Origin of the sequence: Roseateles sp. YR242, from assembly GCF_900109745.1 — a bacterium.
Classification (GTDB): domain Bacteria; phylum Pseudomonadota; class Gammaproteobacteria; order Burkholderiales; family Burkholderiaceae_C; genus Roseateles.
The window spans coordinates 56,913-79,874 of record NZ_FOAV01000017.1 but is presented as its reverse complement, the minus strand read 5'-3'; the positions used below and the strand labels follow the sequence as shown (position 1 = coordinate 79,874).

Genomic DNA, 22,962 nt, shown 5'->3' with positions numbered 1-22,962 from the left:
TCGGTCAGAACACCACTTTGACCATCGGGTGGGTGGTCAGGGTGCGATAGAGCTCATCGAGCTGCTCACGGCTGGTGGCGGTGACCGTGATGGTGACACCGAGGTAGTTGCCGGCCTTGCTGGGGCGGCGTTCCACGGTGGCCTCGTTGAATTCCGGGTCGAACTGACGCGCGATGGACACGATGGCCTCGGCAAAGCCCTCCACATGGGCGCCCATCACCTTGATGGGGAACTGCGAGGGGTATTCGATCAGAGACCGCTCTGGCGGGATCGGGGTGTTGAAGGCGCTCGTCATGGTGGCATCGTACTTGGTGGCACTCACACACTTTGCAAGATCTTGGCGCGCTGGTAGGCCTCGTACAAGCGGGCGTACACCGGGCCTGGTTTGCCGCGCAGGGCGCCATGGCCGACGGGTTCGTGGTCCAGGCGTGTCACGGCCACGACCTCCTTGGTGGCCGAACTCAGCAGGATTTCGTCGGCGGTGGCGATTTCCGTCTCTGCGATCGGGCACAGGTTGTAGGCCAGGCCCAGTTCCTCGCACAGCTCGGCCAGCAGGCCGACCCGCACGCCTTCGAGCAGCAGTTCACCGGGGGGCGGGCCCAGCAGCGCGCCGTCCCGCACGATCCACACATTGCTGGCGGAGGCCTCGGTCAGGAAGCCGTCGCGGACCAGCAGCGTCTCATCGGCGCCCTGGTCAGCGGACATCTGCCGTGCCAGCACATTGCCCAGCAGCGAGATGCTCTTGATATCGCCGCGCTGCCATCGGAAGTCTCGTGCGGTCACCACCGACAGACCCTGATGCCGTTGCTCTGGCGTCAGTGCCCGTTGGGGCGACGTATAGGCCAGCACGGTGGGTTCGATGTCCTTCGGCATCACGTGGTCGCGGGCTGCCACGCCCCGCGTCACCTGCAAATAGATCCATTGATCGTCCTCATCGGGCAGGTGTTGCACCAGGCTGCGAAACAGATCCATCCATGCCTCGCGCTCATACGGATCTTCGATCCGCAATGCCTTCAGGCTACGGCTCAATCGATTCAGGTGGTCGTTCACCCGGAACAGGCGCCGGCCATAAACGGGGATCAGCTCATAGACCCCATCCCCGAACAGGAACCCCCGGTCCATCACTGGCACGCGGGCCTCTCCCAGGCGGCCCAGATGGCCATTGAGATAACAAGGCAGCTCGGTCCAGGGCGTGGTCATCGGCATATCTCCGTGCAGCGGTTGGGATTATCGACCTGAGGGGCGCCCTGGGGGAACTCCTGCCCGAAGGAGCGCGAACCCGAAAAACGTCCGCCCGAGCCCCTTGGTTCCCAATGAACCACTGGAAGACGCCCGTTCGTCAGTGAGCTCCGAGGTAGGGAAGGGTCCATCAGTCCGAGGTCGGGGCAGTTCTTGGTTGGGACGATCGTTGACGTCCTCGGTGGGGGAAAGTGATGGGGCGGGGGGTGTTTGCGGAAGTCAGGAAGGAATGGCTGGGCGGAGCCCAGACAGGAGGGACATGAAGCAAACACCCCCCGCCCCGTCGCTTTCCGGCGCGGTCAGCGGTTGAGGGGTCAGCGGATGAAGGGGTCAGCGGTTGAGGGGGTCAGCGGTTGAGGGGGTGTGCGGATGATGAGGGGCAGTGCGGGCACATCGCGTTCCCGAACCCACAGCCGCCCAACGAAAAAGCGCCCCCCGGAGGCGGCGCTTTGAACAGGATCTTTGAGCAGGACCACAGCGTCACCGACGCCCGATCACAGAAAGCTCAAACACGCTTCACTTGATCCACAACCGAATCGCATCCCAGGCTCGTCCGAAGATCCCTGCCAGCGGCACCTCCTGCTGCACCACCAGTGGCACCTCGGTCACTGCGGCGCCTGTGGAGGTGGTCACCTTCAAGGTCCCCACGCGCTGGCCGGCTGCCAGAGGTGCCACCAGCGGATCGGTCCGCTGCACTTCGGTCTTCAGCTTGTTGCCTTCACCGCGCGGCACGGCCACATACACCGCACCCGCTGCGCCCAGCTTCGCTTCGGCGCTGGTGCCCTTCCACACCTGGGCGGTCGTGATCGCCTGCCCGGCCTCGAACAGCCGCACGGCGTCAAACGCCGCATAGCCCCAGTTGAGCAGCTTCTGGCTCTCCGTTGCGCGGGCTTCCTTCGAGGCCGTGCCCATCACCACGCTCAGCAGCCGGCGCTTCCCGTTGGGCACATCGCGCTGTGCGCTGGCGGCCAGGCAATAACCGGCGGCATCCGTGAACCCGGTCTTGCCGCCGTCCACTGTCGCATCCCGCGTCAACAGCAGGTTCCGGTTGAACTGACGGATCTTGTTGAAGGTGTATTCCTTCTTCGAATAGTAGTCCGCGTAATACGCCGGGAAGTCCTGGATCACATGCGCAAACACCACCGCGATATCCCGCGCACTCGTCTTGTGCCCGGCCTCGGTGATCCCCGTCACGTTCTTGAACGAGGTGTTCTTCAAGCCCCACGCTTGCGCCTGACGATTCATCAACACCACAAACTGGTCCACCGAGCCTGCCACGCCTTCGGCCAGGGCCACCGACGCATCGTTGCCCGACTGGATGATCATGCCCCGCACCAGCTCGTCCACCTTCGGCGTCATCGTCGTGTCGATGAACATCAGCGACGGGTCGCCCTTGCGCTCGTCCCAGGCCCGTTTGGAAATCGGCAGCGTCTGGTCCAGCGTCAAGCGCTTCGCCTTCAATGCATCAAACACCACATACGCCGTCATCAGCTTCGTCAGCGAAGCCGGATCTTGCGGCGCATCGGCGTCGCGCTCGGCCAGCGTCTGGTGGGTCGTCAGATCCACCAGCACATAGTTGCGTGCCGCGATCTCGGGCGGCTGCACCTGCGCGTGCACCGCCATGGCGGTCAGCAGGCCTGTGGCCAGGGCCATCAGGGGGGCAAGGATTCGTTTCATGCGGGAGAGGTCCTCAGGTGAGCGCTCAGGCGGGGGGAGTCCCGGCGGGATGCCAGCTGCGCAGCACCAGGTTCTTGAGCAGCGGCAACTGCCCATGGAAAAAATGCCCGACACCGGGCACCACGATGACCGGCAACGCCTGCGGGCGCGCCCAGTCCAGCACCGCGGTCAGCGGCACCACATCGTCTTGTTCGCCGTGGATCACCACGGTGGTGGGCGGCACGGTGGCCACACCAAAACGGCTCGCCGCCGGACCGACCAGCAGCAGGCGCTCGGCCGGGTCCGTCAGGCGCAAAGCCGTCTGCGAGGCCACAAAGCCGCCGAAGGAGAAACCGGCCAATGCCAGCGGCAGGGCCGGGTCGCGGAACGCCTCCACCACCGCCAGCGCATCGTCCACCTCGCCACGGCCTTCGTCCCAGCCGCCTTGCGACTGCCCGATGCCCCGGAAGTTGAACCGCACCGTGCGATAGCCCAGTTGCAGGAAACCACGTGCCACCGTCTGGACCACCTTGTTGTCCATGGTGCCCCCCTGCGTCGGGTTCGGGTGGCAGATCACCACCACACCGCGCAGCGCCTGGCCGTCGGCCAGGGTGGGCTCATCCAGGGCACATTCGATCTCGCCGGCCGGGCCGGCAATCTGCCGGCGCTGGGTCTGTGCATTCATCAAGCAGCTCCGTTCAGCGGCCGACGTTGTCCGGCAGGACCAGGCGCTCCACCACCTCGCCATGCTTGAGATGGCGCTCGACGATCTCGTCGATGTCGCTGTTGTCCACGAAGCTGTACCAGACCGCATCCGGGTAGACCACCGCCACCGGGCCCCCGGCGCAACGGTCCAGGCAACCCGCCTTGTTGACGCGCACGCCGCCCTTGCCGGCCAGGCCTTCCACCTTGACCCGCTTCTTGCAGTGATCAAACGCGTCCTGCGCACCGTGCTGCGCGCAGGCGTTCTCGCCTTCGCGCTGGTTCAGGCAGAAGAAGATGTGGCGCTGGTAATAGCTCATGGCGTGATTGTAGGGGCCGGGTTTTCACCAGCACGCGAAGTGTGCGATGTGTCACGCACGGACGCATGCGGCGCACCGGGGGGGGCGCCTGCCGGCGTGTCCAGCACGGACATCAGGGGCGACGGTGCCGTGTCGCTCTGCGTCACGCCGTACAGGAGCCAGGCCAGCGCCACAAACGGCCACAACCAGCCCACCCACTGAGCCAGCCCGTACAGATTGACAAAGCGGCCCTGCTCCCAGGCCTGCAGGCTTTCCGCCAGATAGGGGTCGGCGGGCGCCTCCGACACCAGGGCAATCAGCGCTGTCAGCACCACCAGCCCCCAGGCGGCATTCGCCCGCCGGGACATCAGGGCCGCCAACAGGGCCAGCACACCGCCGATCAGCAGCCCCGGCCAGGTGGTGGTGGTGAACCAGGCCCAGGCATGGTCGGGCCCGAAATTAAGCACGGTGGACCAGGCCGTCGCCGCCAGCCCCAGGCCACCCGCTCCCACCACGAGGGCCATGCGCCGCAGCCATCCGGCCCGCGCCACCGAAAGCGCCAGCAGGCACGGCGCCAGCAGCCCCATGGCAATGGCGATGGCTTCCAGCCCGGGCGGCAGCGGCAGATCCGTCACCGACGGGTCCGGCGTCAGTTCCCAGGGCGTCCCCTCCAGCAGCTCTTCCGCCAGTTCACGCAGACGGGGGAACAACTGCCCCAGCCCGAGCGGTACTGGCGCCGGGTACAACAAGCCCACCGGCCAGACCGCCAGCAAGGCCAGCGCGCCCGCGCTGTGCGGCACGAACCAGCGTTCGCGCCAGCCCGTCCACCGCTGCAAGCCGCTCCAACGGTGCAGCGCCCAGGCGGTGGCGGCGCCGGTCCAGGCCCCGGCACTGTTCAGGAGAAAGTCCGCCAGCGAAGGCACGCGCCCCGGCAGGAAGTACTGCAGCGTCTCCATCGAGAACGACAGCAGCGGCAGCCCCACCCCCGTCAGCAGCAAGGCCCCCGCCAGCCCCTTGCCGCTGCGGATGACCGCGGCAAAACACAGCAGCCCCAGCGGCCAGTAGCCGGCCACATTGGTCCAGATATCAAACCTGAGCCAGTAGCGCGGCCAGGGCAGGCCCACCACGCCCGGCCAGGGCAGGCTGGGGGGCAGGCGCCAGGGCCAGAACGGATACAAGCTCGCATAAAGCACCAGCACGGCATAGCCCAGGGCCAGCCAGGTGGCGGAACTGCGCCGCTGCACGCTGCGGCCCGCTTAGAAGGGTTTGACCACCACGAGGATCACAATGGCCGCGAACAGCAGCACCGACACCTCGTTGAAGACCCGATACCAGCCATGGCTGCGCCGATTGGCCAGATGTTCGAAACGGCGCAGCAGGGCGCGGCAGCCGTGGTGGTAGCCGATGGCGCCCAGCACCAGCAGCAGCTTGGCGTGCATCCAGTGGTTGCCCGGGCCGCGGCCAATGCCGTAGTACAGCCACAACGTGGCGCCGAACGCCAGGGCGAGCACCATCAGCCCGCTGCTGAAACGGTACAGCTTTCGCCCCATGAGCAACAGCCGTTCGCGCTCCGCATGGCTATCGGCTGGCACCATGGCCAGATTCACGAAAATGCGGGGAAGATAGAACAGGCCGGCAAACCATGCGGCCACGAAGATGATGTGTAGCGCTTTGATCCAGAGCATCGCGGCATTATCAACGCCACGAAAAAAAACCCCGGCTTCACAGCCGGGGTTGGAAAGCCTTATCGCTGTCATCACGTTAAGGCTCCTGCTCAGGGAGGAAAAGCAGGGAATGACAACCGAACGGCTATCATTCAGGAGCGACTTTAACAGATCTGCCGAATTTCTAGAGCTACGTCTTTCTACGTAACGCCCCCCGATACCGGTGGAATTTCTTGCAAATTTCACGACAAACATGCAATTGCCAGCGCCATATCCCGCCAGTCGCCCCCGCCGTTTGCGCCGGGATGCCTTCACCCGTGCCCTGGTGCGTGAGCACCGCCTGCATGCCAGCGATTTCATCTACCCGGTGTTCGTCCACGAGGGCGAGAACCGTATCGAAGCTATCACTTCCATGCCGGGCGTCTCGCGCCTGAGCCTGGACCGCCTGCTGCCGGTGGCCGAGGAATGCGTCAAGCTGGGTATTCCAGTGCTGGCGCTGTTTCCCGCCATTGACGCGCAGTTCAAGACGCCTGACGGCATCGAGGCCACCAATCCGGACGGCCTGATTCCCCGCGTGGTGCGGGCGCTCAAGCAGCACTTCCCCGATCTGGGCGTGCTCACCGATGTGGCGCTGGACCCCTACACCAGCCATGGCCAGGACGGCGTGCTGGACGAACACGGCTACATCCTCAACGACCGCACGGTGGCGCTGCTGACCCAGCAGGCCTTGGTGCAGGCCCAGGCCGGGGTGGACATCGTCGCCCCCAGCGACATGATGGACGGCCGCATCGGCGCCATCCGTGGCGCGCTGGAAGGCGACCAGCACATCCACACCCGCATCATGGCGTACAGCGCCAAGTACGCCAGTGCGTTCTACGGTCCCTTCCGGGATGCGGTCGGCTCCCGCTCCAACCTGGGCAAGGCCGACAAGAAGACCTACCAGATGGACCCGGGCAACAGCGACGAAGCGCTGCGGGAAGTCGGCCTGGACCTGGCCGAAGGCGCGGACATGGTGATGGTCAAGCCCGGCATGCCCTACCTGGACATCGTCCGCCGCGTGAAAGAGGAGTTCCGCGTGCCCACCTTCGCCTATCAGGTGAGTGGTGAATACGCGATGCTCAAGGCAGCGGCGGCCAATGGCTGGCTGGACCATGACGCGGTGATGCTGGAATCGCTGCTGGCGTTCAAGCGTGCCGGGGCCGATGGCATCCTGACCTACTTCGCCATGGACGCCGCCCGACTGATCAAGGACGAGTAAGGCCATTGGGCCGCGCCCCCCGCATGCGCATCTTCCATCTCAGCGACACCATTTACGAGGAACTGGCCGAGCTGCCGCACGAGCTGCCGGCGCAAGGCTTCCTCTGGATCGGTCTGCCCCGTCGGGATTTCGAACTCCAGTTGCCCACGGTGCAGCAGCGCCTGCAGCACTGGACCGGCGCGCAGTTGCTGGACCTGCACATCTCCGATCTGCTGAACCAGCAACTGCCGTCCCACTTCGACTACACCAGCTGGTATGACCTGATGGTGTTCCGCCGGCTGGCCGCGCTGCCCGGAGCCCTGCCCGGCAGCGCGCCAGGCACCCCGCCACCGGCCACCGACGACTCGCCCCACACGGTGGCCTCGGCCGACCAGGCCTTCAAGTCCATCGACACCAGCCCGGTGGGTTTTGCGGTGTTCGATCGGGTGCTCATCACCGTGCATCCGGGAGAGTGCTCGCTACGCGACTACTTCGCCACCAAGCTCGGCGCCCAGCAGGAAGGCCGCGACCTGCGCGGCAGCAGCCGGCTGCCCAACAGCCCGGCGGAACTGATGCTGCGCATGGTGAACCACATGGTGGACAGCTACCTGGAGCTGCGCCGGCTGCTCACCCGCGACCTCACCACCTTGCAGCAGCGGCTGCTGGACCGGCGTAGCAACTTCCGAGACTGGAATGTGGTGCTGGTGGCTCGGGACACCCTGACGCGGCTGGAGGACATCTGCGAGGACCAGCGCAGCGCGGTGCAGGAGTGGATCGATGCGCTGGGCGAATGGCCGATGGGCAGCGAGCAAGAACAGCGCGAGCGGGAGCTGCTGCGGGTGCGTTCACGGGACGTGCTGGAGCACGTGGAGCGGGTGCTGACCCATGTGCGCCGCCTGGAGACATCGGCAGAGAGTTCGGTGCAGATGCATTTTTCGCTGACCAGCGAGCGCACCAACAACATCATGCGCACGCTGACCGTGCTGACCGCCATCTTCCTGCCGCTGAACCTGATCACCGGGGTCTTTGGCATGAACTTCGACAACCTGCCACTGGTGCATCAGGCCACCGGCTTCTGGGTGGCCGTGTCGCTGATGGCCGCGCTCGCGCTCGCGCTGGGCGCCTTCTTCTGGCGCAAGCGCTACCTGGGCACCCAACAGTAGTTATTTCTTGTAGGGGTCCGGGAATCCGAGGGCCAGCATCACTTCGGTTTCGCGGGCCTCCATGTATTCCGCCTCGTCGTCTTCCTCGTGGTCGTAGCCCTGCGCGTGAAGTGTGCCGTGCACCAGCATGTGGGCGTAATGGGCCGTGAGGTCCAGGCCCATGTCCCGGGCCTCGCGCTCCACCACCTCGGCACAGATGACCAGATCCGCCGCCACCACCGGCTCATGGCTGTAGTCGAAGGTCAGCACGTTGGTGGCGTAATCCTTCTGGCGGTACTCGTGGTTGAGGGTGCGCCCCTCCTGCGCATCGACGATGCGCACGGTCATCTCGCCCGGCAATTCCAGGGCGGCCCGCATCCAGCGAATCACCTTGTGGCGCGGCAGCAGCGCCTTGTGGCGGGGGTCGGCAAACTGCAGCGACAGGCTCAGGTCCGGTTGACTCATCGCTTGGCCCCTGCCTTGCTGCGCGCGGTGGGTTCACGGACGGCCTGAGCCCGGCGGGCTCCCTGGGCTCCCTGGGCTTCCTGGTCCTCCTGCAACTGCCGCGCCGTCTGCTGCTCCTCATACGCCTGCACGATGCGCGCCACCAGGGGATGGCGCACCACGTCCGCCCGTGTGAAGCGGGTCATGGCAATGCCGTCCACGCCCTCCAGCACGCGCTCGGCGTCCACCAGCCCGCTGACCATGCCACGGGGCAGGTCGATCTGGCTGGTGTCACCGGTGACTACGCACTTGCTGCCAAAGCCGATGCGGGTGAGGAACATCTTCATCTGTTCCGGCGTGGTGTTCTGCGCCTCGTCCAGGATCACAAACGCATGGTTCAGCGTGCGGCCCCGCATGAAGGCCAACGGCGCGATCTCCAGCTGGCCCTTGTCGAAGGCCTTGGTCACGCGGTCGAAGCCCATCAGGTCATACAGCGCGTCGTAGAGCGGGCGCAGGTAGGGGTCTACCTTCTGCGCCAGGTCACCGGGCAGGAAACCCAGCCGTTCGCCGGCCTCGACCGCGGGACGCGTCAGGATGATGCGCTGCACCGACGAGCGTTCCAGTGCATCCACGGCGCAGGCCACGGCCAGGAAGGTCTTGCCGGTACCCGCCGGGCCGATCCCGAAGCTGATGTCGTGCGACAGGATCTGGCGCAGGTATTGATGCTGGTTGGCGGTACGTCCGGCCAGGTCGGCGCGGCGGGTGCGCAGCACCACACTGCCGTCCCCGGGCGCGGCGTCATCACCGTTGGCCAGGGCGCCGTGGCCGGCAGCTTCCACGAGGGCCAGGCGCAGGGTTTCCGGCGCAATGGCGTGGTCGGCACGGGCATAGAGCGACTCCAGCAGAGCCAGCGTGCGTTGCACGGCGGGCTTCTCGCCCTCGATCTGGAAATGCTCGGCGCGGTGCTTGATGCGCACCTGCAACGCGGCCTCGATGGCGCGGAGGTGCTCGTCCAGCGAGCCGCACAGGTGCGACAGGCGATGGTTATCGGCGGGGGTGAAGGCGTGGCGCAGGTTCAAGGCAGCCGAAGCTCCGTATTCAGGGGGGTCAAGCGCGCTATTGTCGCCCGCGGGCGCCGGAGCGTGCGGTTCGGCCTGCACAATCGTCCTCCATGGAGCGCACCCCAGTTCATCACGGGCCACACCGGCCACCGGCATCGCCGATCTCGCTGGCATCGCCGGCATTGCAGGCCGGCCGGGTCGCCACATGTCTGTTTCTCGCGTGCAGCGCGCTGGGGGCCGCCCCCCGCCGGGCACTGGCGCAGGGTTTGAACGCCTCGGCAGGGCAGGCCTCGGGTGTGACCATGCCAACGCCAACGGCCCTGGCGCACGCCCATGCCATCGACTGGGTGATTGGCGGGCTCAACGCCGTGGTACTGGCAGTGGCTCTGGTGCTGGGCCTGTTGATCTGGCAGCGGCGTGCGCAACGCCACATTGCCTGGTTGGCGGCGCTGATGCCAGGGTGGGTGCTGCTGGTGGGCGTATTGCCCCACACGCCCTGGCCCACCGCGTTGGCCATCGTGCTGGCGCCGTGGCTGGTCTGGATCGCCCTTCAATACCTGATGCGCCGGGTTCGCAGGCGCGACCGCCGGTTGCGGCGCGCCCTGCTGCTGCAGGCCGTGTTGCTGCCGTGGACGCTGCTGCTGCCCATTCCCCATGCCCAGTTGGCCACCGGCGTGACCTGGTGGCTGGGGCTGCAACTGCTCGCGGGCATGGGCTGGCATCTCTGGCATCTGTGGCAGGACATGTTCCTGCCCACGGTGGAGGAGCGTTATCAGCGCACGGATTTCTACTTGAACTGCGGGTTGATGGGCCTGGGCGGGTTGGCGGTGCTGGCGGCCGGGCTGCTGCCGGGGCGCGGCATTCCCAGCGTGCTGGTGCCGTTGGCGTTGACGGGGCTGGGCCTGCACCGCATCCGCGAGTTTTCCCGCGCGCTCACCCAGGCGGAGCTGCAGGTTCTGCAGGGCGAACTGCGGCTGCAGGAGCGAATCGCCGAACTGGAGCGCCATTTCGATCAGGTGGCGGAGGCCAAGCTGGAGCAGGTCACCGAGCGTGAGCGCAAACGCATTGCGGCGGACCTGCATGACGACCTGGGCGCCAAGCTGCTGACCATCGTGCACACCAGCGAATCCGACCGCATCTCCACCCTGGCGCGGGAAGCGCTGGAGGAAATGCGGCTGTCGGTGCGGGGCCTGACCGGCAAGCCGGTGCAGTTGCTGGACGCGCTGGGCGACTGGCGAGCCGAAGTCGTCTCACGGCTGGCGCAGGCCAACATCCTGGCGGAATGGAAATCGCCTGCGGAGGACATCGAGCACACCTTCCCGGCGCGCGCTTATGTCCAGACCACCCGCATCCTGCGCGAGGCGGTGAGCAACATCATCAAGCACAGTGGTGCGACCCATTGCGTGGTGGGCTGCTCGGCGCAGGACGGCTACTTCTCGGTGGTGATCCAGGACAACGGTCAGGGTATTCCACTGGAACTGGAAGGTCGCCTGGACAAGGGACATGGCATGGCCAGCATGAAGTCGCGCGCCAAGCAGATGCACGGCCAGTGCCTGGTGGAATCGGGTCCGGGCTGGGGGACGGTCATCCGACTGACCATTCCCTTGTGATGGGCGTCGATGGGGGGCGATGGGCGTCAATCGGCGTCTGAGCCCTCCTGCGCCGATGGCCAGTGGGTTGCGGGCAGATTGCAGGCAGATCCAAGGCAGCTTGCAAGTGGATCTCGACGGGTTTCCCACCTTTGGGGGCTTTGGGGCGTGACGCTTTGCCCACGTCGTGGTTATCTCGCGGTGATGAGGGTAGGCACAGTGGCAATAAAGCCGTAGTGTTGCATTGGGGCCCATAGCGTTCGGCTGTTGGGTCGTCTCCAAGGGAAATTGAGCAAGAATCGCGCGCCATGAATCACATCCTGCTCCTCGAAGACATTCCTGAAATCCGTGCCTGGTTGAAGGTCCTGATCAAACAGGTCTTTGCCAATGCGGTGGTGACTGAATGCTCGCGCGTGCAGGATGCACTGCAGCAGGTCAACAGCCAGCGCTTCACGCTGGCCTTGCTGGACCTGGGCTTGCCTGACGGCTCTGGCGTGGAGGTCATCACGGCCTTGCGCGAGAAGCAGCCGGAGGTGCAGTCGGTCATCGTCACCATCCATGATGATGACGAGCATCTTTTCCCTGCGTTGCAGGCGGGTGCCTTCGGTTATCTGCTCAAGGAGCAGTCTCGCGAATTGCTGGTGGAGCAACTGCAGCGCATCAGCCAGGGCGAGCCGCCGTTGTCGCCCTCCATTGCCCGCAAGGTCATCGCCTACTTCACCTCGCAGCGTCGCCCGCAGGCGGCGGCTGTGCTGCATGAAGTCTCCCTGACTGACCGCGAGACGGAAGTTCTGCTGCGTGTGGCCAAGGGGTTCACCCTGCCGGAAATTGGTGTGCAGCTGGGTCTATCCCGGCACACCATTGCGGACTACGTCAAGCAGATCTACCGCAAGCTCAACGTCAGTTCGCGTGCTGAAGCTGCGCTGGAAGCGCAGCGTCTGGGCCTGTTCGGCCGCAACTGATTCCCCTCACCCAAACCGCCGGTCTCTCGTCCGGCGCCCCCGGGCCTCTCGCGTCGAGGCCCGGACGGCTCGTGCCTGAAAGTCCTCGGTTCGGAAAGTGTCGGCCCGGTGCCCTTTTCCGTAAGTCAAGGAATGAATGACTCGGCGGAGCCGAGGCAGAAGGGACATGGAGGAAAAGGGTACCGGGCCGGCGCTTTCTGGCGCAGGAGTCTGGCGCAGGAATCTGACGCAGGAGTCCGGCGCACGAGCCCGGCGCTCGCATCCGACCCACGAATCCAGCGCATGAATCCGGCCCACGAAGCACGCGCCCCCTCCCTCCCCCAACCCCGTCAGATAATCCGCCCATGATTGGCAGACTCACCGGCGTCATTGCGGAAAAATCGCCCCCGCAGATTCTGATCGACGTCCAGGGCGTCGGCTATGAAGTGGATGTGCCCATGAGCACCTTCTTCAACCTCCCTGCGCTGGGCGAGCGCGCCAGCCTTCTCACGCATCTGTCGATCCGCGAGGATGCGCACGTCCTGTTTGGTTTCCTCACCGCTGAAGAGCGCAACACCTTCCGGCTGCTGATCAAGATCAGCGGGGTGGGCCCCAAGATGGCGCTGTCGCTGCTTTCCGGCCTGTCCGTGCCCGAACTTGCCCAGGCCATCTCCAAGCAGGAGACCGGGCGGCTGGTGAAGGTGCCGGGCATTGGCAAAAAGACGGCCGAGCGGCTGCTTCTGGAGCTCAAGGGCAAGCTGGGCCCCGACCTCGCCCTCCCCGTCACCGTGGCCAACGACAACCAGGCGGACATTCTGCAAGCGCTGGTCGCGCTCGGTTACAGCGAAAAGGAAGCCGGCTCGGCCCTCAAGACCTTGCCACCAGACGCCTCCGTCAGCGACGGCATCAAGCTCGCGATGAAACATCTCTCCTGAGCGGCACCTGCGCCCCTGAGCCGCGACAATCCCTTCCGTCATGAGCATCCAGACCGACGACTTCAGCCCAGCGCCCCAGCAGGCCCGCCTGATCAGCGCCCATCCGACCTCGCCCAACGAGGACGCGATTGAACGCGCCCTGCGGCCCAAGCTGCTGGACGAGTATGTCGGCCAGGCCAAGGCCCGCGAGCAGCTGGAAATCTTCATCGGCGCGGCCCGCAAGCGCGGTGAAGCGCTGGACCATGTGCTGCTCTTCGGCCCGCCCGGCCTGGGCAAGACCACCCTCAGCCACATCATTGCGGCCGAGCTGGGCGTCAACCTGCGCCAGACCAGTGGCCCGGTCCTGGAAAAACCCAAGGACCTGGCGGCCATTCTCACCAACCTGGAGCGCAACGACGTCCTCTTCATCGACGAGATCCACCGCCTGTCCCCGGTCGTCGAGGAAATCCTGTACCCGGCGCTGGAGGACTACCAGATCGACATCATGATCGGCGAAGGCCCGGCGGCCCGTTCCATCAAGCTGGACTTGCAGCCCTTCACCCTGGTGGGCGCCACCACCCGTGCCGGCATGCTGACCAACCCGCTGCGCGACCGCTTCGGCATCGTCGCCCGGCTGGAGTTCTACACGGCGCCGGAACTGCAGCGCATCGTCACCCGCTCGGCCGCGCTGCTGAACGCGCCCATCGAAGCCGGTGGCGCGCTGGAGATCGCCCGCCGCTCCCGCGGCACCCCGCGTATCGCCAACCGGCTGCTGCGCCGCGTGCGTGACTACGCCGATGTGAAGGGTGACGGCACCATCACAATCCCCATGGCCGAGAAGGCACTCGCCATGCTGGACGTGGACCCGCAAGGCTTTGACCTGATGGACCGCAAGCTGCTGGAGGCGGTGGTGCATCGCTTCGACGGCGGCCCGGTCGGGCTGGACAACGTGGCGGCCGCCATTGGCGAGGAGTCCGGCACCATCGAGGACGTCATCGAGCCCTACCTCATCCAGCAGGGCTTCCTGCAACGCACGCCCCGGGGCCGTATCGCCACGATGGCGGCCTACCGCCACCTGGGCGTGGCACCGCCCAAGCAGGCGGGCCAACTGTTTGACGAATAGCGCCTCAACCCACCGGCACCGCCCATGAAAAAAAAGGCACCCTGTCGCAGGGTGCCTTTTTGCTTGTGCAGCGCGGGGCTGCATCTGCTGCATCCACACACCGGGCGCCAGGCCCGGACGTGGATCAGAAGTTGTGGCGGATACCGACGGCGAACGAGTTGAAATCGTCCGCCTTGTTGGGCGTGCTGGCGTCCACCGCGGTGTAGAAGCCATACACCTTGGTGCGCTTGCTCAGGTTGTAGTTGTAGCCCAGCGTGTATTGCTTGCCGCCGTTGCGGCCGCCGTTGAACGAGTAGCCACCCGCCTTGGTGCCGCCCACGTTCAGGTGGAATTCGGACTGACCCAGGGTGTACATGCCGGACAGGCGACCGATGGTGCGGGTGTCCTTCGCGCCGACGGATTGCGCCACGCCGCTGTCTTCGCGCTGCACATAGCCGCCGAAGGTGAACGGGCCCAGTTCATACAGGGCGCGCACGGCGTACTGGCTGGCGCTGCCTTGCTTGGTGTAGCCGCCGCCCAGGTGCAGAGGGCCCTGGTCGTAGTTCAGCGCCACGTCATAGGCACGCTTGTCCACGCCTTCGCCGGCATGCAGCGACAGCTCGGCGTTGAAGCCTTCGAGGTTGGGCGTGAAGTAGGCGATCTTGTTGCTTTGCGGGTTGCCGTTCGGGGTGAAGAAACCCACGCCGGAATACAGCGCATCGGACGAGGTGCCGGTGTCATGGTTGTGCATGGACACGTAGTCGGCCGTGGCGTAGTAGCTGCCATTGGTCCAGCGGCCCAGGCGCACCGCGCCGAAATCACCCGCCAGTTGCACGCTTGCTTCACGGCCCCAGAACTGGGTGCCGCCGCTGGATGCGCCGTTGTCCGAATTCAGGCCGTGTTCCAGGGCGAAGCTCGCCTTCAGGCCGCCACCCAGATCTTCCGTGCCCTTGAAGCCCAGACGCGAGGCATTGTTCTGCAGCACCGAGACGCGATCGCCGTTGCCGGTCTTCTGGGATTCCATCGAGGTGTTGATACGACCCCACAGCGTGACAGAGCTCTGGGCAAACACCGGTGCAGACAGGGCCGCAATGGCAGCAGCAATGGCAATCTTCTTCATATTCACCTTCATCTGTTGGAGAAAGTTGTCGCGAATGGCGCGAAGGGCGTACTGCAGAGTGTGCGCAGTATAGAAGTGCGATGCACGCACCCAGGGAGCCCGACGCAAAATCGCAACAGTTCTACGCTAGGGAGACGGTGACAGCATGAAGCTGCCGACGATCGAAGCCAGGCAGCCCAGAAACCCCATGAACACAGGGATCTGAGCGATCAGCCAGAGAAGGGGGCATGCCATGAAGAGACTGCAATGCCGCACAACACTACAAAGACGAGCAAGGTCCTCACGAAAATGTGCGTTAGGGAAACCTCGGGGTCGAATAGCGTTCTTTGATAGGGATTGAATTCGGGCGCAATGCGAAGCACAAGGGCGCTTGCCCAGGCGCTTGCCCAGGCGCTTGCTCAGGCGCGTGCGGTCCTGGCCCCCGGCATGAAGCCCGGCACACCGGGGTCATCCAGCGTCAGGCCCTGCAGGTGGTGGTCGTCATTCCATCCCACCAGGCTGAAGCCTTGCGGCGTGTAGATCAGCCGGTTGATGCTGGCATTGCCCAGCACCCAGCTGCGCGGCGCCTGCAGGTCGACCCGGGTGGCCGCACGGTACAGACAATCCAGCACGCCTCCGTGCGCCACCAGGGCCACGGTTTGCCCCGGATGCGCGGAGGCCAGCGCGGAGGCAGCCGCCACACAACGCGCATAGAAGGTGTTGAGGCTTTCGCCGCCGGGGGGCTCGAAATCCGGGTCCCGCTGGCGCCAGCGCAAGGCGGCTTCGGGCGACTCGGCCTCCAGTTCCGTCCAGAGCTTGCCTTCAAAGCGGCCGAAGCTGCGTTCACGCAGACGCACGTCGGTGGTCACCGTCAGGCCGTGGGGCAAGGCCAGCGCGCGGGCGGTGGTCGCGGCGCGATCCAGGTCGCTGGCGTAGACGGCCTGGATCGATTCATCGGCCAGTGCCTCGCCCAGGCGCTCCGCCTGCCGCTCGCCCAGTTCATTCAAAGGCAGGTTCAGATGCCCTTGCAGGCGGCCTTCCCGGTTCCAGGCGGTCTCGCCATGGCGGATGGCCAGGATCAAGGTTGATTCCACTCAAACTCCCCAGGTCACGTCGGCCTGGGCAGCGGCCGCTGCTCGCATCAGTTCCAGCAGCGGCCACAGCCGCTGGCGCAATGCCACCTCGGGCCGGGCGGGTGGCTTGCGCCCCTCCGCCTGCGCCTCGGCCTGGGCCCGTTCCTGGGCTGATTGCTCGTCGGCGATGGCCGCCTCGGCACGCTGGATCAGCGAGGGCAGATCCGACAACTGGAAGATGCCGGTTGTCGAGGGTTCACGACCCAGCACCTGGAGGGCTTGATCACCGTGCGGCTGCAGCATGATGACGTCAGCGCCGGCCTTGGATTTGAACTTGTAGAGCACGCCTGTCTCCTGGCCGCCGGGAAGCGGCGGTCATGCGTGCATTGTGCCCTCAGGGAAACTCAGCGGCCGCGGACCAACCGTACCGCGGGCTGCTGCAACGGCACGGCCGGGATGCCCGATGCGGTCGCAGCGGTGACGCCGGCCGCTTTGGGTTTGGTGGCCTCCACCGGCTTGAAGCGATGTTCGAACGCACGCGGGTCCAGCGCCGGCGCACACAGGAAGCCCTGGTACTCCTGGCAGCCGCAGCGCGCCAGGAAGGCCCGCTGTTCATCAGTCTCCACACCTTCGGCAATCACCTGCAGGTTGAGCGCACGCCCCATCTGGACGATGGCATTGACGATGCCGGCGTCGCTGGCGTCGCCGGGCAGGCCCTTCACGAAGCTGCGGTCCACCTTGAGGCGCTGGATGGGGAAGCGCTTCAGATAACCCAGGCTCGAATAGCCGGTACCGAAGTCATCGATGGCCAACTGAATGCCGAGTTCCGACAGGGCCTGCATGCGGTGCAGCGCCTCCTCGGCGTCACGCAGCAGCACCGATTCGGTCAGCTCCAGCTCCAGCAGTTCCGGCGGCAGGTCGGCCGAACGCAGGGCCTGCGCCACGGTATCGACGAACTGCGTCTGCTGGAACTGCAATGCGGAGACGTTGACCGCCACTGGCACCCGCAGCCCCTGCCGCAGCCACTGCGCCGCCTGCGCCACCGCCTGCTGCAACACCCACTGGCCGATGGCGATGATGAAGCCGCTTTCCTCCGCCACCGGGATGAATTCGGACGGCGGCACATCGCCGCGCAGCGGATCGCGCCAGCGGATCAGCGCCTCGGCACCGATCAGCTCGCCGCTCTCCACCGCGATCTTCGGCTGGAAGTGCAGCCGGAATTCATGCTCCTGCAGGGCCTGGCGCATCGCATGGTCCAGACGCATGCGGGAGAGCAGGTCCACATCCTTGCGTGGCTGATGGAACCGGAAGGCGCTACGGCCGCTTTCCTTCACCCAGTGCATGGCGCGCTCGGCGCTGGCCAGCAAGTCTTCAGCACTGGCGCCGTCTCCCGGGAACAGCGCAATGCCGATGCTGCAGGTCACCGTGAAACTCAAGGTGTCGAAGCTGAACGGCCGCGACATGGCCTCCTGCACACGGCGCGCGGCATGTTCGGCGCCCCGGGCGTCGGCCTGGTGGATGAGCAGGGCAAACTCGTCGCCGTCCAGGCGCGCAACGGTGTCCACCTCGCGCAGCGACTCCTTCAGCCGCAGCGCCACTTCCTTGATGACGCGGTCGCCATAAGCGTGGCCGAGCGTGTCGTTGATCTGCTTGAAGCGGTCCAGGTCCACATTCAGCAACGCGAACGGCGAGACCTCGCGACGCGCCATGGCCTGCGCATAGTCCACGCGCTCCAGCAGCGCGCGGCGGTTGGGCAGGCCGGTCAGCATGTCGTTGTGGGAAAGCTCCTCGATGCGCTGGTGCGCCGCCAGCTTCTCGCTGAGGTCGCGGAACGAATAGACGCGGCCGATCGGCCGGCCCCGGCTCCATTGCGGCAGCGACACCCGCTCCAGCACCCGGCCATCGATCAGCTTCAGGTTGTCGCTGGTGTGCAGCAGCGGCGACTCCTGAATGGCGGTCAGCCGGACCGCATAGGCCGGACCGTCCACCACGCTGCGCCGCATCCAGGCCTGGACGGCCTCGTCGTTGCGCTCATTGAGCAGGTCTTCCGGCAGACCCCACAGCGACGCCAGCCGCTGGTTGAAGCTGCGGATGCGCCCCGCCAGGTCGGTCACCAGAATGCCGTCGGCGGTCGATTCCAGTGTGGCCCGCAGTTCAGCCAGCAGGGCTTCGCGTTCTTCATCCTGATGGCGCTGCTGCGTCTGGTCGCGCATGGCGATCAGCCACAGGCCGTAGCCCTCCGCCTGCGGCACATGGCTGATGCGGCGGGAAACCCAGAGCATGCGGCCGTCGGCGTGGCGCATCATCGTGTCGGTGTGCAGCGGTTCGCGGCGGCCGATGGCGGCGTCCATCCAGAACAGGGCGTCCTCCGGCGTGGCAGCCAGGGATTCAATGCTGCTGCCGATCAGGTCACGCGGGTCCAGGCCCAGCAGCTGACGAGACGCCGCATTCACTGCCACGACAGCGTGCGTGCGCGCGCAGATCAGCCACACCGCTTCCTGCAACCCGTCGATCAGCGGGAGGAACGCGGGGTTCAGCGCAGGCGCGGCAGGCGCCGACACAGCAGCCGCCTTGCCGGCGCTGGCCGCGACCGCATCCGGCACCAGGGTGGCGCCGCGGGCAGGGGGAACGGTGCTCACGCCGCCAGCTCCCGGGGCTGCGGCGGGGTCACGGGTTCAAAGAAATAGGCGATGCGGCTGCGCGGGGAGAGGTAATCCATCGATGCGCGCGGCAGCTGCTGCGGCTTGAGGCTGCGGCGGATGCCCAGGTCGGGCATCTCTTCCAGGTTGAAGACCAGGGCCTCGTCACGCGGCACCTTGGGGTCATGCACCATGACCCTGGGCTTGAGCGGCCGCGAGGAGTTCACCGCCACCACCAGGGCATAGCGGTCGTCCGTCAGTTGCACGGCAGAGCCCGGCGGGTAGACGCCCATCATGCGGATGAAGGCGTTGAGCATGGTGGCGTCGAAGCGGCTGCGCCCCTGCGCAAACATCAGCGACAGCGCCTCGTGCGGTGTCATGGCCTTCGCCGCGATCAGCGGATTGCACAGGCCGTCGAAGCGGTTCACCAAGGCCACGATGCGGGCGAGGATGCTCATCCGGTCCGCATTCAGATGCTGAGGGAAGCCCGTGCCGTCGGCGTGTTCGTGATGCTGCGCAATGATGAGCAACGGGCCGGCACTGACACCCATCTTCTGAGCCAGCACCACACCCTTGGCCACGTGCTGCTGGTAGGCCTGCACCTCGGCCCCGGTGAAGCTGTCGTCCCGATGGCGGAAGCGCGGGGTCAGTTCCAGCTTGCCCACGTCATGCAGCAGCGCGCCCTGGCCCAGGTCCATCAGCTCGTCATGGCCCAGGCCGAAGGCCCGGCCCAGCAGCATGGAAATGATGGCCACGTTCAGCGCGTGGGCGGTGGAACGGTCACCTGCGCCTTCATTGAGCAGGCGGATATTGATGTCGCCCTCCACCAGCATCTTGTCCAGCAGCGCGCGGGACAAGGCGGCGGAACGGTCGCGGGCCGTCACCGGCTCGCGCGGGACCAGGTCCATCAGGTCACGCAGGGCCGTGGACGCTTCGCCGTACTGGCGTTCGCACAGCAGCAGCGCGTCACGTTGCTGGGCCAGCAACTGGCGATGGAGGGCCTTTTCCGGATCAGCGTCTGCAGCGGTAGCGGCGGGAGCCTGCGGAGGCGGCGGCGGCATGGGCGTGGCCTCCAGCGGCAGATCACTGCGGCTGGGGCTCCACCGGACCTGCTTCAGGCCCAGGCGGCGAAGGATCAGCAGTTGCTCGTCAGAGCTCAGCTTGAAACTGCTCAGCGGAAACGGATGCGACATCCAGCCCAGATCCAGGTGGATGAACATTCCCACCTTGAGCTGGCTGACATCGATCAACGGATCGGCCGATTTGTCCTTCATTTTTATCCCAAAGGGTCTCTCACCCTCATCCCATTTGCTTCGGCGACGAGGGGCGGAACTTAAGCGAAATTCGGGTCAGCGGAGCGACGCGGCGGACGTTCCCACGGCTTGCGTGCAACTTGTCACAGCTTTTTCTCCCCGACCTCTATGATCTTTCCAGACCCCTATTCTCATAAAGATTCCGGAGACTGTCATGTTTGCCTACATTTGTGACGCGCAGCGCACCCCCTTTGGTCGCTACGGGGGCGCCCTGTCGTCAGTGCGGGCAGATGACCTGGGCGCCTGGCCGATCCGGGCGCTGATCGCCCGCCATGCATCGCTGGATTGGGAAGCGCTGGACGACATTCTCTACGGCTGCGCCAATCAGGCCGGCGAGGACAACCGCAACGTGGCCCGCATGGCGGGCCTGTTGGCCGGGCTGCCGGTGGGCGTGGGCGGCATGACCCTGAACCGCCTGTGCGGCTCCGGCATGGATGCGGTGGGCACAGCCGCCCGTGCCCTGCGCGCTGGCGAGACCCATCTGATGCTGGCCGGTGGCGTGGAAAGCATGAGCCGCGCGCCGTTTGTCATGCCCAAGGCGGAGAGTGCCTTCTCTCGCAGCACCGCGCTCTACGACACCACCATCGGCTGGCGCTTCATCAACCCGCTGATGAAGGCCCAGTACGGTGTGGATGCGATGCCGGAGACGGCGGAAAACGTCGCCAGCGACTTCGGCATCGAGCGCGAGGCGCAGGACCGCATGGCCCTGACCAGCCAGACCAAGGCCCTGGCCGCCCAGCGCAGCGGCTTCTTCGACGAGGAAATCTGCCCGGTGACGCTGACGCAGAAAAAAGGCGATCCGGTCGTGGTGACGCAGGACGAGCATCCGCGCGAGACCAGCCTTGAAGCGCTGGCTCGGCTCAAGGGCGTGGTACGCCCGGACGGCACGGTCACGGCCGGCAATGCCTCGGGCGTCAACGACGGCAGCTGCGCCCTGCTCATGGCCAGTGAGGAAGGCGTGCGCCGTCATGGCCTGACCCCCAAGGCCCGTGTGCTGGGCATGGCCACCGCCGGTGTGCCGCCACGCATCATGGGCATCGGGCCCGCCCCGGCCAGCCGCAAGGTGCTGGCACAGGTGGGACTGACGCTGGCGCAGATGGACGTGATTGAACTCAACGAGGCGTTTGCCGCCCAGGGCCTGGCGGTCCTGCGCGACCTGGGGCTCCAGGACGATGACCCTCGCGTCAATCCCAACGGCGGCGCCATTGCACTGGGTCACCCGCTGGGGGCCAGCGGCGCCCGGCTGGTGGCGACAGCCGTCCATCAGTTGCAGCGCACGGGTGGGCGCTACGCGCTGTGCACCATGTGCATCGGCGTGGGCCAGGGCATCGCGGTGGTCGTTGAACGCGTCTGACGACTTGGTCAGGTGCCGCACGCCGTACGTCATCCTGCGGTGCTTGTGGACCCACGGCGGCTTATTGACGCTTCAGCGCTCTCCGAATCGGTCACTCCTCGCTGGGCGGCGTACAGCGCAAGCTGTTGCCCGAGCGCCCGATGCCCAACTTCAGCGCCCTGACATACCCCGCTTCGCCCGGTTTGAGCGGCTGCTCGACTGCCCGGGCGGTTGGCGCGCTGTCGTACGCGTAAGACACGCATAAGCAAAATTCAACAGAGGCTGAAAAATTGTCATGACAACGGTCCCATTCACGTAAGCGGTAATCGCACATCGCATGGGATACTGACTTCGATCAGTGGCGCATACCGCTCATATATGAGTTGTATGACCACTTTTGATAGGTCCGCCTCGTTTTTGTTGTTGTCCATCGCCCTTCGCAGCCGCTCCGCTCAACCCGATTTGCGATGACCGCCCAACACACCCCCAATTTGGCGGTCGTGGGGCGATGCTCGTCACAAATTCCTCAAGTTGGTGCACAAGCGTGCGGATAGCGTCGAAAACAATTGCCCTGGCAAAGATTCTTCACAGGGTTGTCCCTATAGTGGCGGACATCTCCTGCCCACGCCCAGCAGATTTGGGCGTCAAACGCAAAGATGGTTTGCCATGTCCGCTGAACGCTCCCTTGACGATGAATTGACCGCCTCGGCGGTTGTTTCCATAGAGTCCACCACCGAAGAAGTTCGTACCGGTCCGCTGAAGCGGGATCTGGTCGCCGGCCTGGAAAAGGGTCTGGCCGTGATCGAGGCCTTCGATCAGGAACGTCCCCGCCTGACCATCAGCGAAGTGGCTGGCCGCACGGGCCTGACCCGCGCCGCTGCACGCCGCTACCTGCTGACGCTGACCCACCTGGGTTTCGTCTCGCAGGACCGCAAGATGTTTGCCCTGACCCCCAAGGTGCTGCGCCTGGGCCAGAGCTACATGCACTCCGCCCGCCTGCCCCGCATCATCGAGCCCGAACTGCACAAGCTGGCTTATGCGATGAAGGAAGCCAGCTCCGCTGGCGTGCTGGATGGCAACGACGTCATCTGCATCTCGGCCACCAGCGCCGGCCGGGTGGTCTCCCCCACCCTGCAACCGGGCACCCGCGTGCCGGCTTATTGCACCGCCAACGGCCGCGTGCTGCTGGCCGCGCAATCGCAGGCCGATGTGGATGCCTTCATCGCCCGCCAGGAACTGAGCGCCCTGACCCCGCACACCATCACCCATCCCGAGCGCCTGCGCATCGAGATCGCCCGTGCCCGCGCCCAGGGCTATGCGCTGATCGACCAGGAACTCGAGCAGGGTCTGCGGTCGGTCGGTGTGCCGCTGAAGAACTACAAGGGTGACACCGTCGCCGCCATGGCCATCAGCGTGCACGCCTCGCGCATGAGCATGGAGCAGATGGTCGAGCACTGCCTGCCCCCGCTGCTGCAGGCCCAGGCCCACCTGCGCATGCTGCTGTAGTCGCCGGCG

The 22,962-nt window shown here is 65.8% G+C and carries 22 protein-coding genes; 8 read left to right on the top strand and 14 right to left on the bottom strand.

The window, feature by feature from the left end; translation table 11 throughout:
• Window positions 1-4 precede the first annotated feature (4 nt).
• The 7 genes from BMY53_RS22790 to BMY53_RS22760 form a co-directional block, all read right to left on the bottom strand.
• A complete protein-coding gene (locus tag BMY53_RS22790) occupies window positions 5-295 on the bottom strand; it encodes a DUF493 family protein (RefSeq protein ID WP_092949053.1) in 291 nt (96 codons plus the stop codon).
• A gap of 23 nt (window positions 296-318) precedes the next feature.
• Window positions 319-1,200 carry an aminotransferase class IV gene (locus BMY53_RS22785; RefSeq protein ID WP_092949021.1) on the bottom strand — a complete coding sequence of 294 codons (882 nt, stop codon included), beginning with the start codon at window positions 1,198-1,200 and terminating at the stop codon, window positions 319-321.
• A 555-nt stretch (window positions 1,201-1,755) separates the two neighbouring features.
• Window positions 1,756-2,916, bottom strand: coding sequence for a D-alanyl-D-alanine carboxypeptidase family protein (locus BMY53_RS22780; protein ID WP_092949019.1), 1,161 nt, complete (start codon window positions 2,914-2,916; stop codon window positions 1,756-1,758).
• Between the two features lie 25 nt (window positions 2,917-2,941).
• Window positions 2,942-3,580: an alpha/beta hydrolase gene (locus tag BMY53_RS22775; RefSeq protein WP_092949017.1), complete on the bottom strand. Its 639-nt coding sequence runs from the start codon at window positions 3,578-3,580 to the stop codon at window positions 2,942-2,944.
• A gap of 13 nt (window positions 3,581-3,593) precedes the next feature.
• Window positions 3,594-3,917 (bottom strand): (2Fe-2S) ferredoxin domain-containing protein, encoded by a 324-nt coding sequence (locus BMY53_RS22770; protein ID WP_092949015.1) that lies wholly within the window; start codon window positions 3,915-3,917, stop codon window positions 3,594-3,596.
• Window positions 3,914-5,140 (bottom strand): VanZ family protein, encoded by a 1,227-nt coding sequence (locus BMY53_RS22765; RefSeq protein ID WP_092949013.1) that lies wholly within the window; start codon window positions 5,138-5,140, stop codon window positions 3,914-3,916. Before BMY53_RS22765 ends, BMY53_RS22770 begins: the two co-directional genes overlap by 4 nt.
• Before the next feature lie 12 nt (window positions 5,141-5,152).
• Window positions 5,153-5,581, bottom strand: a complete 429-nt coding sequence (locus BMY53_RS22760; RefSeq protein WP_092949011.1) for a CopD family protein — start codon at window positions 5,579-5,581, stop codon at window positions 5,153-5,155.
• A gap of 232 nt (window positions 5,582-5,813) precedes the next feature.
• Here BMY53_RS22760 and hemB point away from each other — a divergent pair, with 232 nt between their 5' ends.
• A complete protein-coding gene (hemB, locus tag BMY53_RS22755) occupies window positions 5,814-6,818 on the top strand; it encodes a porphobilinogen synthase (RefSeq protein WP_092949009.1) in 1,005 nt (334 codons plus the stop codon).
• A 23-nt stretch (window positions 6,819-6,841) separates the two neighbouring features.
• Window positions 6,842-7,960, top strand: a complete 1,119-nt coding sequence (locus BMY53_RS22750) for a magnesium transporter CorA family protein (RefSeq protein WP_092949007.1) — start codon at window positions 6,842-6,844, stop codon at window positions 7,958-7,960.
• On the opposite strand, the gene ybeY is transcribed toward BMY53_RS22750, so the two are convergent.
• Both ybeY and BMY53_RS22740 read right to left on the bottom strand, forming a co-directional pair.
• Window positions 7,961-8,404 (bottom strand): rRNA maturation RNase YbeY, encoded by a 444-nt coding sequence (gene ybeY, locus BMY53_RS22745; protein ID WP_092949005.1) that lies wholly within the window; start codon window positions 8,402-8,404, stop codon window positions 7,961-7,963.
• Window positions 8,401-9,462 (bottom strand): PhoH family protein, encoded by a 1,062-nt coding sequence (locus BMY53_RS22740; RefSeq protein WP_255370339.1) that lies wholly within the window; start codon window positions 9,460-9,462, stop codon window positions 8,401-8,403. The genes ybeY and BMY53_RS22740 overlap by 4 nt, the downstream gene beginning before the upstream one ends.
• A 284-nt stretch (window positions 9,463-9,746) precedes the next feature.
• Here BMY53_RS22740 and BMY53_RS22735 point away from each other — a divergent pair, with 284 nt between their 5' ends.
• From BMY53_RS22735 to ruvB, 4 genes are all read left to right on the top strand, one after another.
• The gene (locus tag BMY53_RS22735) at window positions 9,747-11,054 is read left to right on the top strand and encodes a sensor histidine kinase (protein WP_143074195.1); all 1,308 of its coding nucleotides are present in this window, start codon (window positions 9,747-9,749) and stop codon (window positions 11,052-11,054) included.
• A gap of 287 nt (window positions 11,055-11,341) precedes the next feature.
• Window positions 11,342-11,995 carry a response regulator gene (locus BMY53_RS22730; protein WP_088453502.1) on the top strand — a complete coding sequence of 218 codons (654 nt, stop codon included), beginning with the start codon at window positions 11,342-11,344 and terminating at the stop codon, window positions 11,993-11,995.
• A 344-nt stretch (window positions 11,996-12,339) separates the two neighbouring features.
• The gene (ruvA, locus tag BMY53_RS22725; protein ID WP_092949001.1) at window positions 12,340-12,909 is read left to right on the top strand and encodes a Holliday junction branch migration protein RuvA; all 570 of its coding nucleotides are present in this window, start codon (window positions 12,340-12,342) and stop codon (window positions 12,907-12,909) included.
• A 40-nt stretch (window positions 12,910-12,949) separates the two neighbouring features.
• On the top strand, window positions 12,950-14,011 hold the full coding sequence (gene ruvB / locus BMY53_RS22720) for a Holliday junction branch migration DNA helicase RuvB (RefSeq protein WP_092948999.1): 1,062 nt from the start codon (window positions 12,950-12,952) through the stop codon (window positions 14,009-14,011).
• 124 nt (window positions 14,012-14,135) lie between these two features.
• Here ruvB and BMY53_RS22715 read toward each other — a convergent pair whose 3' ends face one another.
• From BMY53_RS22715 to BMY53_RS22695, 5 genes are all read right to left on the bottom strand, one after another.
• Window positions 14,136-15,110: a porin gene (locus BMY53_RS22715; protein WP_092948997.1), complete on the bottom strand. Its 975-nt coding sequence runs from the start codon at window positions 15,108-15,110 to the stop codon at window positions 14,136-14,138.
• Window positions 15,111-15,508: 398 nt separating this feature from the next.
• Complete coding sequence (locus tag BMY53_RS22710; RefSeq protein ID WP_092948995.1) at window positions 15,509-16,183, bottom strand: histidine phosphatase family protein; 675 nt, start codon at window positions 16,181-16,183, stop codon at window positions 15,509-15,511.
• On the bottom strand, window positions 16,184-16,507 hold the full coding sequence (locus BMY53_RS22705; protein ID WP_092948993.1) for a DUF1840 domain-containing protein: 324 nt from the start codon (window positions 16,505-16,507) through the stop codon (window positions 16,184-16,186).
• A 59-nt stretch (window positions 16,508-16,566) separates the two neighbouring features.
• The gene (locus BMY53_RS22700) at window positions 16,567-18,801 is read right to left on the bottom strand and encodes a putative bifunctional diguanylate cyclase/phosphodiesterase (protein ID WP_255370338.1); all 2,235 of its coding nucleotides are present in this window, start codon (window positions 18,799-18,801) and stop codon (window positions 16,567-16,569) included.
• On the bottom strand, window positions 18,798-20,075 hold the full coding sequence (locus tag BMY53_RS22695; protein ID WP_092948991.1) for a cyclic di-GMP phosphodiesterase: 1,278 nt from the start codon (window positions 20,073-20,075) through the stop codon (window positions 18,798-18,800). The genes BMY53_RS22700 and BMY53_RS22695 overlap by 4 nt, the downstream gene beginning before the upstream one ends.
• A gap of 193 nt (window positions 20,076-20,268) precedes the next feature.
• Here BMY53_RS22695 and pcaF point away from each other — a divergent pair, with 193 nt between their 5' ends.
• A complete protein-coding gene (pcaF, locus tag BMY53_RS22690; RefSeq protein ID WP_092948989.1) occupies window positions 20,269-21,468 on the top strand; it encodes a 3-oxoadipyl-CoA thiolase in 1,200 nt (399 codons plus the stop codon).
• A 645-nt stretch (window positions 21,469-22,113) separates the two neighbouring features.
• Window positions 22,114-22,953: an IclR family transcriptional regulator domain-containing protein gene (locus tag BMY53_RS22685; RefSeq protein WP_092948987.1), complete on the top strand. Its 840-nt coding sequence runs from the start codon at window positions 22,114-22,116 to the stop codon at window positions 22,951-22,953.
• Window positions 22,954-22,962: the final 9 nt, after the last annotated feature.

Bases quoted from the DNA above. Each gene is read 5' to 3' on its own strand.
- BMY53_RS22750 (WP_092949007.1), top strand. From the start codon at position 6,842: ATGCGCATCTTCCATCTCAGCGACACCATTTACGAGGAACTGGCCGAG.
- BMY53_RS22780 (WP_092949019.1), bottom strand. From the start codon at position 2,916: ATGAAACGAATCCTTGCCCCCCTGATGGCCCTGGCCACAGGCCTGCTG.
- BMY53_RS22785 (WP_092949021.1), bottom strand. From the start codon at position 1,200: ATGACCACGCCCTGGACCGAGCTGCCTTGTTATCTCAATGGCCATCTG.
- pcaF (WP_092948989.1), top strand. From the start codon at position 20,269: ATGTTTGCCTACATTTGTGACGCGCAGCGCACCCCCTTTGGTCGCTAC.
- ruvB (WP_092948999.1), top strand. From the start codon at position 12,950: ATGAGCATCCAGACCGACGACTTCAGCCCAGCGCCCCAGCAGGCCCGC.
- BMY53_RS22730 (WP_088453502.1), top strand. From the start codon at position 11,342: ATGAATCACATCCTGCTCCTCGAAGACATTCCTGAAATCCGTGCCTGG.
- BMY53_RS22735 (WP_143074195.1), top strand. From the start codon at position 9,747: ATGCCAACGCCAACGGCCCTGGCGCACGCCCATGCCATCGACTGGGTG.
- BMY53_RS22685 (WP_092948987.1), top strand. From the start codon at position 22,114: ATGTCCGCTGAACGCTCCCTTGACGATGAATTGACCGCCTCGGCGGTT.
- BMY53_RS22695 (WP_092948991.1), bottom strand. From the start codon at position 20,075: ATGAAGGACAAATCGGCCGATCCGTTGATCGATGTCAGCCAGCTCAAG.
- BMY53_RS22775 (WP_092949017.1), bottom strand. From the start codon at position 3,580: ATGAATGCACAGACCCAGCGCCGGCAGATTGCCGGCCCGGCCGGCGAG.
- ybeY (WP_092949005.1), bottom strand. From the start codon at position 8,404: ATGAGTCAACCGGACCTGAGCCTGTCGCTGCAGTTTGCCGACCCCCGC.
- ruvA (WP_092949001.1), top strand. From the start codon at position 12,340: ATGATTGGCAGACTCACCGGCGTCATTGCGGAAAAATCGCCCCCGCAG.
- BMY53_RS22790 (WP_092949053.1), bottom strand. From the start codon at position 295: ATGACGAGCGCCTTCAACACCCCGATCCCGCCAGAGCGGTCTCTGATC.
- BMY53_RS22760 (WP_092949011.1), bottom strand. From the start codon at position 5,581: ATGCTCTGGATCAAAGCGCTACACATCATCTTCGTGGCCGCATGGTTT.
- hemB (WP_092949009.1), top strand. From the start codon at position 5,814: ATGCAATTGCCAGCGCCATATCCCGCCAGTCGCCCCCGCCGTTTGCGC.
- BMY53_RS22770 (WP_092949015.1), bottom strand. From the start codon at position 3,917: ATGAGCTATTACCAGCGCCACATCTTCTTCTGCCTGAACCAGCGCGAA.
- BMY53_RS22715 (WP_092948997.1), bottom strand. From the start codon at position 15,110: ATGAAGAAGATTGCCATTGCTGCTGCCATTGCGGCCCTGTCTGCACCG.